Source organism: Kosakonia radicincitans DSM 16656, assembly GCF_000280495.2.
Lineage (GTDB): Bacteria > Pseudomonadota > Gammaproteobacteria > Enterobacterales > Enterobacteriaceae > Kosakonia > Kosakonia radicincitans.
This window is the reverse complement of sequence record NZ_CP018016.1, coordinates 3,960,738-3,972,637: the sequence shown is the minus strand read 5'-3', so window position 1 is coordinate 3,972,637 and position 11,900 is coordinate 3,960,738. Positions and strand designations below refer to the sequence as shown.

At 56.6% G+C, this 11,900-nt stretch carries 12 protein-coding genes; 7 read left to right on the top strand and 5 right to left on the bottom strand.

What is annotated here, in order from left to right; genetic code table 11:
• From kdpC to kdpF, 4 genes are read right to left on the bottom strand one after another with little or no spacing between them, the layout of a single operon-like run.
• Nucleotides 1–576, bottom strand: coding sequence for a potassium-transporting ATPase subunit KdpC (gene kdpC / locus Y71_RS19165; RefSeq protein ID WP_007373890.1), 576 nt, complete (start codon nucleotides 574–576; stop codon nucleotides 1–3).
• A 12-nt stretch (nucleotides 577–588) separates the two neighbouring features.
• On the bottom strand, nucleotides 589–2,637 hold the full coding sequence (kdpB, locus tag Y71_RS19160) for a potassium-transporting ATPase subunit KdpB (RefSeq protein ID WP_007373891.1): 2,049 nt from the start codon (nucleotides 2,635–2,637) through the stop codon (nucleotides 589–591).
• Nucleotides 2,638–2,657: 20 nt separating this feature from the next.
• A complete protein-coding gene (kdpA, locus tag Y71_RS19155) occupies nucleotides 2,658–4,334 on the bottom strand; it encodes a potassium-transporting ATPase subunit KdpA (protein WP_007373892.1) in 1,677 nt (558 codons plus the stop codon).
• Complete coding sequence (gene kdpF, locus Y71_RS19150) at nucleotides 4,334–4,423, bottom strand: K(+)-transporting ATPase subunit F (RefSeq protein ID WP_035885978.1); 90 nt, start codon at nucleotides 4,421–4,423, stop codon at nucleotides 4,334–4,336. Before kdpF ends, kdpA begins: the two co-directional genes overlap by 1 nt.
• Before the next feature lie 393 nt (nucleotides 4,424–4,816).
• Between kdpF and Y71_RS19145 the strand changes: the two genes are divergently transcribed.
• The 7 genes from Y71_RS19145 to nei all read left to right on the top strand — a co-directional run bounded on the left by Y71_RS19145 (nucleotide 4,817) and on the right by nei (nucleotide 10,467).
• Nucleotides 4,817–5,023, top strand: a complete 207-nt coding sequence (locus tag Y71_RS19145) for a YbfA family protein (protein ID WP_007373893.1) — start codon at nucleotides 4,817–4,819, stop codon at nucleotides 5,021–5,023.
• Between the two features lie 147 nt (nucleotides 5,024–5,170).
• The gene (phrB, locus tag Y71_RS19140; RefSeq protein WP_007373894.1) at nucleotides 5,171–6,583 is read left to right on the top strand and encodes a deoxyribodipyrimidine photo-lyase; all 1,413 of its coding nucleotides are present in this window, start codon (nucleotides 5,171–5,173) and stop codon (nucleotides 6,581–6,583) included.
• Between the two features lie 12 nt (nucleotides 6,584–6,595).
• Nucleotides 6,596–7,339 (top strand): type 2 GTP cyclohydrolase I, encoded by a 744-nt coding sequence (locus tag Y71_RS19135; RefSeq protein ID WP_007373895.1) that lies wholly within the window; start codon nucleotides 6,596–6,598, stop codon nucleotides 7,337–7,339.
• 11 nt (nucleotides 7,340–7,350) lie between these two features.
• Nucleotides 7,351–8,007, top strand: coding sequence for a 5-oxoprolinase subunit PxpB (gene pxpB, locus Y71_RS19130; protein WP_007373896.1), 657 nt, complete (start codon nucleotides 7,351–7,353; stop codon nucleotides 8,005–8,007).
• The gene (gene pxpC, locus Y71_RS19125; protein ID WP_007373897.1) at nucleotides 8,001–8,933 is read left to right on the top strand and encodes a 5-oxoprolinase subunit PxpC; all 933 of its coding nucleotides are present in this window, start codon (nucleotides 8,001–8,003) and stop codon (nucleotides 8,931–8,933) included. Before pxpB ends, pxpC begins: the two co-directional genes overlap by 7 nt.
• On the top strand, nucleotides 8,923–9,660 hold the full coding sequence (pxpA, locus tag Y71_RS19120) for a 5-oxoprolinase subunit PxpA (RefSeq protein ID WP_007373898.1): 738 nt from the start codon (nucleotides 8,923–8,925) through the stop codon (nucleotides 9,658–9,660). Before pxpC ends, pxpA begins: the two co-directional genes overlap by 11 nt.
• Nucleotides 9,661–9,675: 15 nt before the next feature.
• Nucleotides 9,676–10,467, top strand: coding sequence for an endonuclease VIII (gene nei, locus Y71_RS19115; RefSeq protein WP_007373899.1), 792 nt, complete (start codon nucleotides 9,676–9,678; stop codon nucleotides 10,465–10,467).
• 46 nt (nucleotides 10,468–10,513) lie between these two features.
• On the opposite strand, the gene Y71_RS19110 is transcribed toward nei, so the two are convergent.
• On the bottom strand, nucleotides 10,514–11,800 hold the full coding sequence (locus Y71_RS19110; protein ID WP_035885975.1) for a citrate synthase: 1,287 nt from the start codon (nucleotides 11,798–11,800) through the stop codon (nucleotides 10,514–10,516).
• Nucleotides 11,801–11,900 lie beyond the last annotated feature (100 nt).

Genomic DNA, 11,900 nt, shown 5'->3' with positions numbered 1-11,900 from the left:
TTATTTATCCTTGAGCGCATCCAGCGCCAGATTGAGTTCCACAATATTGACCACCGGCTGGCCGATAAAATTGACCAGCGGTGTGGTGGTATGTTCGGCCACCATTTTTTCCACTTCTGTCACGGGTAAGTGACGAGCCTGCGCCACGCGCGGGATCTGCCAGGCGGTGGCGGCCGGAGAGAGCTGACCATCAAGGCCGCTCGCCGAGGTGGTAATCAACTCCACCGGCACATGCGTATCCGCTTGTGGATTATCGGCACGCAGTTGCGCCACGCGCGCCGCCACTTCTTTATCCAGCTCCGGGTTGCTGCCTGCCAGATTGCTGCCGCCGGACGCCATTGGATTATAAGGCGCATCGGCAGTGGCAGAAGGGCGGCCGTGAAAATAAACCGGCGCGGTAAAGTCCTGACCCAGCAAGCGCGAACCGCGCACAGTATCGCCCTCACGGATCAGCGAACCGTTCGCCTGCGCGTTAAACCACCACTGCCCGAGCGCGGTGGTCACCAGCGGATAGATCCCGCCGGTAATCAGGGTGAAGAGTAACAAAAGCAGAAATGCGGGACGTAATAAAGCCATTTTTTATACCTCTTACACCAGGCCAAACAGGGTCAAAATCAGGTCGATCGCCTTGATACCGATAAACGGCACTACCAGCCCGCCCAGCCCGTAAATCCATAGGTTGCGGCGCAGCATGGCGGAAGCAGTAAGCGGCTTGTAGCTCACCCCTTTCAGCGCCAGCGGGATAAGAAACACAATCACCAGCGCGTTAAAGATCACCGCGCTTAAAATTGCCGACGCCGGGGAGTGCAGATGCATCACGTTCAGCGTATTCAGTTGCGGATAGGTTGCTGCGAACGCCGCCGGAATGATGGCGAAGTATTTCGCCACATCGTTGGCGATACTGAAGGTGGTCAGCGAACCGCGAGTCATCAGCATCTGTTTACCGATATGCACCACTTCAATCAATTTGGTGGGGTTCGAATCGAGATCCACCATGTTGCCCGCCTCTTTGGCGGCCTGGGTGCCGGAGTTCATCGCTACCGCAACGTCCGCCTGCGCCAGCGCTGGCGCATCGTTCGTGCCATCGCCGGTCATCGCCACCAGACGACCTTCCGCCTGATACTGGCGGATCAACGCCAGTTTCGCTTCCGGCGTCGCTTCCGCAAGGAAGTCATCGACACCGGCTTCAGCAGCAATCGCCGCAGCGGTTAAACGGTTATCCCCGGTGATCATTACCGTTTTAATGCCCATTTTACGCAACTGGGCAAAACGCTCTTTAATCCCGCCTTTGACGATATCTTTCAGCGCGATAACACCCAGCACTTTCGCCCCTTCGGCAACGACCAGCGGCGTGGCACCCTGGCGGGCGACGCGTTCGACCAGCGTTTCCACATCGGCCGGGAATTGGCCGCCATTGGCGGCGATATGACGACGGATAGCATCCACCGAACCTTTACGGATCATCCGATCCTGCACGTTGATGCCGCTCATGCGGGTTTGCGCAGTGAAGGGCACAAAGGTGGCTTGCAGGCTCTGCATATCGCGCTTGCGCAGATTAAAGCGGCGTTTAGCCAGTATCACAATACTGCGGCCTTCCGGCGTTTCATCCGCCAGCGAAGAGAGTTGCGCAGCATCGGCCAGCGTTTTTTCATCCACGCCCTGCGCGGGCAGGAAATCGGATGCCTGGCGGTTACCTAAGGTGATGGTGCCGGTTTTATCCAGCAGCAGCACATCGATATCACCTGCCGCTTCCACCGCACGACCGCTGGTGGCAATCACATTCGCACCCAGCATGCGACTCATCCCGGCAACGCCAATCGCAGACAGCAGCCCGCCGATAGTCGTTGGGATCAGGCATACCAGCAGGGCCACCAACACAGTTACGCTGACTGCCTGGCCGCCATATACCGAGAATGGCCACAAAGTGGCGGTTGCCAGCAGGAAGACAAGAGTCAGGGCAACCAGCAGAATGGTCAGCGCGATCTCGTTCGGTGTTTTACGCCGCTGCGCACCTTCCACCATCGCAATCATGCGGTCGAGGAACGTTTCGCCGGGGTTAACGCTGCACTGGATCACCAGCCAGTCAGAAAGAATGCGTGTCCCGCCAGTGACCGAAGCGAAGTCGCCACCGGACTCACGGATAACCGGTGCCGATTCGCCGGTTATCGCGCTCTCATCTACCGATGCGCCACCTTCAATCACTTCACCATCGCACGGAATAATGTCACCGGCCTCAACCAGCACCACATCGCCTTTACGCAGGTCTGCTGCCGGAATATGGTCGATTTGTGCATCATGCTGCGGGGCGCGTAATTTGCGGGCAAAAGCGGTTTTTTTCACCCCTTTCAGGCTATTGGCCTGCGCTTTGCTGCGGCCTTCCGCCAGCGCCTCTGCAAAGTTGGCGAACAATACCGTAACCCACAACCACAGGCTGACTGTGCCGGTAAACCATGCACTGCCGTCAAGATGGCCTGTCGCCATTGCCACGGTCAGAATGGTGGTCAACAGGCTGCCGATCCAGACAATAAACATCACCGGGTTACGCCACTGTACTTGCGGGCTTAACTTGGTCACCGAATCCATCAGCGCCTGACGAACAAGGTGCGGTTCGAACAGGGCCAGTTGTTTGCGACTCATAAAACGCGTCTCCGCCAGTCTCAAAATAAGAGGTATTCCGCCACCGGGCCGAGCGCCAGGGCAGGAACAAAGGTCAATGCGCCAACCAGCAGTACCGTGCCGATCAGCAGGCCGATAAACAGCGCGCCGTGCGTCGGCAGGGTGCCAGTGCTGGCGGGCTGGATTTTCTTGCCGACCAGTGAACCGGCAATCGCCATCACCGGAACAATCACACCGAAGCGGCCGAAGAACATGCAGAACGCCAGCAGACAGTTCCAGAACGGGGTGTTGGCACTTAATCCGCCAAAGGCGCTGCCGTTGTTGTTGGCCGCCGACGAGACGGCGTACAGCACTTCACTAAAGCCGTGAATGCCGGGGTTAAACATGCCGCTACGCCCGGCATCGGTCATCATCGCCAGCGCGGTACCAATCAGCACCAGCGCCGGGGTGACGAGGATCGCCAGCGCGGTCATTTTCATTTCGCGGACATCGATTTTTTTGCCGATAAACTCCGGCGTACGGCCAATCATCAACCCGGCAATAAACACCGCCAGCAGCACGAACAGCAGCATGCCGTAAAGACCCGAGCCCACGCCGCCAAACACCACTTCGCCAATCTGCATCAGCCACATCGGGATCATGCCGCCCAGCGCGGTAAAGGAGTCATGCATGGCATTCACCGCGCCGCATGAAGCGGCGGTTGTAACCACGGCATACAGGCTGCTCGCCAGAATGCCAAACCGGCTCTCTTTACCTTCCATATTGATGGCGCTGTCGCCACCGAGCGTCAGGAAGTGCGGATTACCCTGGAACTCCGCCCACATCACCACCCCGGCACAGACCACGAAAATCAGCGACATCGACCACAGCAGCATGTGCCCCTGGCGACGGTCCGCCACTGCATCGCCAAAAGCAAAGCAAAGCGCTGCCGGGATCAGGAAGATCACCAGCATCTGCACGATGTTGGTCAATGCGGTCGGGTTTTCAAACGGGTGTGAAGAGTTGGCATTGAAGAAGCCACCGCCGTTGGTGCCGAGCATTTTGATCGCTTCCTGAGACGCGACTGGTCCCATCGGCATCAGATGCTGAACGCCTTCAAGCGAGGTGTAAGGCTGATAAGGTAAAAAGTTTTGCAGGACGCCTTGCTGAATAAAGAACAAGGCAAGGATCAGCGAAATCGGCAGCAGTACCCACAGAGTAATGCGAGTGAGATCTACCCACGCGTTGCCGAGCGTATCCATGCTGCGGCGCGCAAAGGCGCGGATCAACGCGAATATCACCGCAATCCCCGTTGCCGCAGAGAGGAAGTTTTGCACCGTCAGCCCGACCATCTGGCTGAAATAACTCAGTGTGCTTTCGCCTGAATAGGATTGCCAGTTGGTATTCGTGACAAAGCTGACCGCCGTATTCAGTGCCAGATGCCAGGAGAGGCCGGGCAAGTTTTGCGGGTTCATTGGCAAAATGCCCTGCAACATCAGCATGGCAAATAGCAGCACAATACCGAGCACATTGAGCCACAGGATGGCGAACAGATAGTGCCGCCAGTTCATTTCACGGGTATCAATACCCAGTCCACGCCAGAGGATATTTTCGATTGTCGCCGTGCCGGGCAGCGCTTGTCCGGCAATCAGTTTTGCCAGCAGCGATCCCAGCGGGCGCGCAAGAATAAACAGCACCAGCAAAAAGCTGGCGACCAGAAGAAACGCCTGAGCGGCCATCAGAAAGCCTCCGCGTTAATCAGGGCATAAACCAGGTAGCCCAATAACAGGAAAACCAGCACGATGCCGATTATTACGCCTGCACTCACAATTCACCTCCGGGGTGATTTAAGGATGTGTTGTGAAAGTAGTTTTTTCGGCGCAAAGATTTCGCAAAAATCGTCAGGCGGGGTGTAAAAAAAATATAAAAATGGCCAAAAACATTGGGCGGACAAGCGGGGGATCCCCCAGGGGCTTTCAACGTAACGAAAATCTATAAACCACAATTTAACTAATGATTAGTATTAATTTAACTGTTTTGTAACTAATTTACCGCCGGGACATCAATAAATCGTAAATTGACAGAAAAATAGTGGTCGGATGAGTAGTAAAATTACGAATAAAGCGATACTATTTTAACCAGATTTCAGCGCCGCCCTGATTTTCTGTAAGGCGGGAACATTTCCGGTAGTGATTGCCGGCCTGACAAAGGGGAGAGAATTATGAACACATATAAAGCGTTTCCGGTACACGTTGTGTTGATGCGTCGCGCTTTCGCCATTCTGGCAGGCGTTCTGGCATTACCAATGATGTTATTCTGGAAAGATCGCGCGCGTTTTTACAGCTACCTGCACCGCGTCTGGGCGAAAACCAGTGAAAAACCGGTGTGGATGGACCAGGCCGAAAAAGTAGCCTGCGACTTTTATTAATCGATTACACACAGCAAATTCTCTAAGCCACCGCCTTGCGGTGGTTTTTTTTTGCGGTAACCTTTTTGCTACATTTACACTGTGCCGCCTGGCGTAGCGGATTAGATCCGCTACGCTGCGCTTTCGTTATGGACATTAAGGAGTGATATGACCACCCATCTGGTCTGGTTTCGCGCGGATTTACGTGTACATGATAATCTTGCGCTCGCGGCCGCCTGCCGTTATCCCGATGTCCGAGTTATTGCGCTTTTCATTGCCACGCCAGCACAGTGGCAGCAGCATCATATGGCTCCCCGTCAGGCGGCGCTGCTCAACGCCCATCTTAATGCGCTGCAACAGGCGCTGGCGGAGAAGGGCATTCCGCTGCTCTACCGCGAGGTGGATGATTTTGCTGCCTGCGCGCAGGCCATCGCCCAAATCTGTGCCAGCGAGCAGGTAAGCCATCTTTTTTATAACTATCAATATGAATTCAATGAACGCCAGCGTGATGCGGCGGTAGAAAAAGCGCTGCCGAACGTATCCTGCCAGGGGTTTGATGACAGCGTGATGCTGGCACCTGGCAGCGTTATGACCGGTAATCACGAGATGTATAAAGTCTTTACGCCGTTCAAAAACGCTTTTTTGCGTCGGCTAAAAGAGGAACTGCCGCAATGCGTCGCCGCGCCGCATGCACGCGAAGGGGCGCGGCCTGTCGCTAAGCCGATCGCACTTAACTATCCGCAGCAGCCGTTTGATGAACAACTTTTCCCCGCCGATGAGAAAAGCGCGATTGCCCGGCTGCGTCACTTTTGCCAGCAGCAGGCGGCGGAGTATGAGCAGCAGCGTGATTTTCCGGCGATTGAAGGTACCAGCCGCCTCTCCGCCGCGCTGGCGATTGGCGCACTGTCGCCGCGCCAGTGTCTGCATCGTTTACTGGCCGAGCAGCCGCAGGCGCTTGATGGTGGAAGCGGCGCAGTATGGCTCAATGAGCTGATCTGGCGTGAGTTTTACCGTCATCTGATGACATTTCATCCGGCGCTCTGCAAGCACAAACCTTTTATCCCCTGGACTGATAGGGTGCAGTGGCAGGGGAGCCAGCAGCAGCTTGCGGCGTGGCAAGAAGGCAAGACTGGCTTTCCGATTGTCGATGCCGCAATGCGCCAGTTGAACAGCACTGGCTGGATGCACAATCGGCTGCGGATGATTACTGCCAGCTTCCTGGTCAAAGACTTACTTATCGACTGGCGTTGCGGAGAGCGCTATTTTATTTCTCAGTTGATTGATGGCGATCTGGCGGCAAACAATGGTGGCTGGCAGTGGGCAGCCTCAACGGGGACCGACGCGGCGCCGTATTTCCGCATTTTTAATCCCACCACGCAGGGGGAGCGCTTTGACGCCAGCGGCGAGTTTATTCGTCACTGGCTGCCGGAACTGCAAGCAGTGCCGGAAAAGCATCTCCATCAGCCCTGGGCGTGGGCGGATAAACAGGGGCAACGTCTCGATTATCCTCGCCCGATTGTGGACCATAAACAGGCGCGAGCCGCCACCCTGGCGGCGTATGAAGCCGCCCGTAAAGCGTAAAAGAGAGCATTGATGAAAAATACCGAACTGGAAAAACTGATTAACGAGAAGCTGAACAGTGCGGCATTCAGTGATTACGGCCCGAACGGCCTCCAGGTTGAAGGGCGGGAAACGGTGCAAAAAATTGTCACCGGCGTGACCGCCAGCCAGGCGTTGCTGGATGAAGCGGTGCGTCAGCAGGCGGACGCGGTAATTGTCCATCACGGCTATTTCTGGAAAAACGAAGCGCCAGTCATTCTGGGCATGAAGCGTAACCGCCTGAAAACGCTTCTGGCGAACGACATCAACCTGTATGGCTGGCATCTGCCGCTCGATGCGCACCCGGAGCTGGGCAATAACGCGCAACTGGCGGCGCTGCTCGGTATTACCATTCAGGGCGAAATCGAAGAGCTGTTGCCGTGGGGAGAACTCACGATGCCGGTGCCGGGGCTGGAACTGGCTTCGTGGATCGAAGCGCGTCTCGGCCGTAAGCCGCTCTGGTGCGGCGATACCGGGCCGGATGTTGTGAAACGTATCGCCTGGTGTACCGGCGGCGGACAGAGCTTTATCGATAAAGCCGCCCGCTTTGGCGTGGATGCCTTTATCACCGGCGAGGTATCGGAGCAGACCATTCATTCTGCGCGTGAACAGGGGCTGCATTTCTACGCGGCGGGGCACCATGCCACCGAACGTGGCGGCATTCGCGCGTTGAGCGAGTGGCTGAATACCCATACCGATCTTGACGTTACGTTTGTGGATATTCCGAACCCGGCCTGAGGAGCAAACAAGTGCAGCGAGCGCGTTGTTATTTATTAGGGGAAACCGCCGTGGTGCTGGAGCTGGAGCCTCCTGTGCAGTTGGCGACGCAAAAGCGGATCTGGCGGCTGACGCAGCGGTTGTCCACGGTGCCGGAGGTGGCAGAAGTCATTCCGGGGATGAATAATATTACGGTTGTGCTGCGCGATCCGGGCACGCTGGCGCTCGATGCCATTGAACGCTTACAGCGCTGGTGGGAAGAGAGCGAGGCGCTGGAGCCGGAATCTCGCGCCATTGAGATCCCGGTCCTGTACGGCGGCGATGCCGGGCCGGATCTCGGACGGGTGGCGGAACATTGCCGGATGAGTGAAAAACAGGTAGTGGAGCTTCATGCCTCTGTTGATTATGTGGTCTGGTTTATTGGCTTCCAGCCTGGCTTTCCCTATCTGGGCGGCCTGCCGGAAGCACTGGCCACGCCGCGACGCGCTGAACCGCGTGTTCGCGTAGCAGCCGGTTCTGTCGGTATTGGCGGCGCACAAACCGGCATCTACCCGCTGGAGACGCCCGGCGGCTGGAACCTGATTGGACGAACAGATTTGGCGCTCTTTAACCCGCGTTTAGCGGAGCCTTCATTGCTGCGTCCTGGCGACACGCTACGCTTCATTCCGCGTAAGGAGGGCGTATGTTGAACATTATCCGCGCCGGTATTTACACCAGCTTACAGGGTGGTAAGCGTACCGGTTTGCGCCAGTCCGGAATCAGCTATTGCGGCGCGCTGGACGCGCCTGCGCTGCAAATTGGCAATGCGCTGGTGGGCAATGCGCCTGATACGGCCGGGCTTGAGATTACGCTCGGCCAGTTCGAAGTGGTGTTCGAAAGCCGCTGCTGGTTTGCCCTGACCGGCGCCGGTTGTGAAGCGAAGCTCGACGGTAAACCCGTGTGGACGGGGTGGCGTTTTGTGGCAAAAGCCGGGCAGCGGCTGGTGCTGAAACGCCCGCTGCACGGTGTGCGTAGCTATCTGGCAGTGGCAGGAGGTTTCGCGCTGCCGGAGGTGCTGGGTTCAGGGAGTACCGATCTGAAAGCCGCTATCGGTGGGCTGGAAGGGCGACTGTTACGTGATGGCGATACGCTGCCTCTGGCAAAAACGAAGCGGCAGTTTCGTACCCAGCAGGGCGTAAAACAACTGCTGTGGGGCAACCGCATTCGCGCGCTGCCGGGGCCGGAATATCACGAATTCGACACGGCTTCGCAGGAAGCATTCTGGCGTCTGCCATGGCAGATAAGCCCGCAGAGCAACCGCATGGGGTACCGCTTACAGGGGCAGCCACTGTTGCGGACGACCTCGCGCGAGTTGCTCTCCCACGGCTTATTACCCGGCGTTATACAGGTGCCGTCAAATGGCCAACCGATTGTGCTGATGAATGATGCTCAGACGACCGGCGGATACCCGCGTATTGCCTGCATTATTGAGGCCGATATGTACCATCTGGCGCAAATTCCTCTTGGGCAACCGGTGCATTTTGTTCAGTGTTCACTGGATGAAGCGCTGCATGCCCGCCAGGACCAACAGCGTTATCTTGAACAACTGGCATGGCGGTTAACGCATGAAGATTGATTTAAACGCCGATCTTGGCGAAGGCTGCGGCAATGATGCTGCGTTGTTGAAACTGGTGTCGTCGGCCAATATCGCCTGCGGTTTTCATGCGGGCGATGCCGGGACGATGCTGACATGCGTGCGCGAAGCGCTGCGTAACGGGGTCGCCATCGGCGCACATCCCTCGTTTCCCGATCGGGAAAACTTCGGTCGTACAGCGATGCAACTGCCGCCGGAAACCGTGTATGCCCAGATGCTGTACCAAATCGGTGCACTGGCAGCGATGGTGCATGCTGAGGGCGGTAAATTACAGCATGTGAAGCCCCACGGCATGTTATACAACCAGGCGGCAAATGATGCGCAACTGGCCGACGCTATCGCCAGTGCGGTACACGATGTTGATTCGGATTTGATTCTGGTCGGGCTGGCGGGCAGCGAACTGATCCGCGCCGGAAAAAACTGGGGGCTGATCACCCGCCAGGAAGTGTTTGCCGATCGCGGCTATCGCAGCGATGGTCGGCTGGTACCACGCAGCGAGCCGGGCGCGTTGATTACTGATGACAATGTGGCGCTGGCGCAAACGCTGGAGATGGTGCTGGCAGGGCGTGTCAAAAGTATTGAAGGCGAATATGTTCCCGTGCAGGCGCAAACGGTGTGCCTGCACGGCGATGGTGAACATGCGTTACTGTTTGCCCGCCGTCTGCATGCTGCTTTTACCCAGCGTGGGGTGATCATTTCCGCGCGATAACACAAGGAGTTTTACATGCCGGAAGGACCGGAGATCCGCCGGGCGGCGGACATGCTTGAAGCGGCGGTTCAGGGAAAACCACTGACCGATGTCTGGTTTGCTCCGCCGCAGCTAACCGATTTTGCCCCAGGTCTGGTGGGACAGCGCATCGAGCAGATTGAAACCCGCGGCAAGGCGCTGTTGACGCACTTTTCCGGCGGGTTAACCCTCTACAGCCATAACCAGCTTTACGGCGTCTGGCGCGTGGTGAATGCGGGCGAAACGCCGCAAACCAACCGCGTGTTGCGCGTAAAATTACAGACGACCGATAAAGCCATCTTGCTTTACAGCGCGTCAGATATCGCCATACTCACGCCAGAACAACTGGCGCAGCACCCGTTTCTACAGCGGCTTGGGCCGGATGTGTTGAACATGACGCTCACTGCGGCGCAGGTGAAAGAACGTCTGTTATCGCCGCGTTTTCGCCGTCGTCGCTTCTCCGGTTTGCTCCTCGATCAGGCGTTTCTGGCCGGGCTGGGCAACTATTTACGCGTAGAGATCCTCTGGCACTGTGCGTTGGCACCGCAGCATTGTGCCGCCGAACTGGATGATACCCAGCTTGACGTGCTGGCGCAGGCGTTGCTGGATATTCCTCGTTTGTCCTGGCAGACACGCGGCACTGTGAATGAGAACAAGCATCACGGCGCGCTGTTTCGTTTCCGGGTCTTTCACCGGGCAGGGGAGATGTGCGAGCGCTGCGGTGGGATCATCGAAAAAACCACGCTCTCATCGCGCCCGTTTTACTGGTGCCCGGGCTGTCAACGCTGAAACAAAAAACGCGCCCACAGGCGCGTTTTTTTATGCGGATTCACCCTTAATCTTTTTTCAGATCGGAGGAGAATTCGCGTTTGGCATAGCCGGTGTAAAGCTGACGCGGACGGGCAATCTTGATGCCGTCGTCGTGCATTTCGTTCCAGTGCGCAATCCAGCCCACGGTACGCGCCATCGCAAAGATAACAGTAAACATGGACGCCGGAATACCCATCGCTTTCAGGATAATACCGGAGTAGAAGTCGACGTTCGGGTAGAGTTTGCGTTCGATAAAGTACGGGTCGTTGAGCGCAATGTGCTCCAGCTCCATCGCCACTTCCAGCAGATCATCTTTCGTACCCAGCTCGCGCAGCACTTCGTGGCAGGTTTCGCGCATCACAGTAGCGCGTGGGTCGTAGTTCTTGTAGACACGGTGACCGAAGCCCATCAGACGGAACGAATCGTTCTTGTCTTTGGCGCGACGCAGGAATTCCGGAATATGTTTTACGGAGCTGATCTCTTCCAGCATTCTCAGTGCCGCTTCGTTGGCGCCGCCGTGCGCCGGTCCCCACAGAGAGGCGATACCGGCCGCGATGCAGGCAAACGGGTTCGCGCCAGAAGAACCGGCGGTACGCACGGTAGAGGTGGAGGCGTTCTGCTCGTGATCGGCATGCAGGATCAGAATACGATCCATGGCGCGTTCCAGCACCGGATTCACTTCATACGGTTCGCACGGAGTGGCAAACATCATATGCAGGAAGTTGCCGGCGTAAGAGAGATCGTTGCGCGGATAGATAAACGGCTGACCGATGGAGTATTTGTAACACATCGCCGCTACGGTCGGCATTTTGGACAGCAGGCGGAACGCCGCGATTTCGCGGTGGCGCGGATTGTTCACATCCAGCGAATCATGGTAGAACGCTGCCAGCGCGCCGGTCACGCCACAAAGTACTGCCATTGGATGTGAGTCGCGACGGAAACCGTGGAACAGGCGGGTGATCTGCTCGTGAATCATGGTGTGGCGGGTGACCGTCAGTCTGAACTCTTCAAACTGCTCCTGCGTCGGTTTTTCGCCGTACAGCAGGATGTAGCTCACTTCCAGGTAGTTGGATTCGGTCGCCAGTTGATCAATCGGGAAACCGCGGTGTAACAAAATACCTTCGTCACCGTCGATAAAAGTGATTTTTGATTCGCACGATGCGGTAGAGGTAAAACCAGGGTCAAAAGTAAAAACCCCTTTTGAACCGAGACTACGGATATCAATTACATCCTGACCGAGCGTGCCTTTTAGCACATCCAGTTCAATAGCAGCGTCACCATTGTAGGTGATGTTTGCTTTTTTATCAGCCATTTACGGTCTCCTTAGCGCCTTATTGCTTAAGACTGCCAGTTACCGGATTTGCTTTCAACTGCCCGTCAACGTTACCAGTTTGTTATTAGCTCGCAGCTCT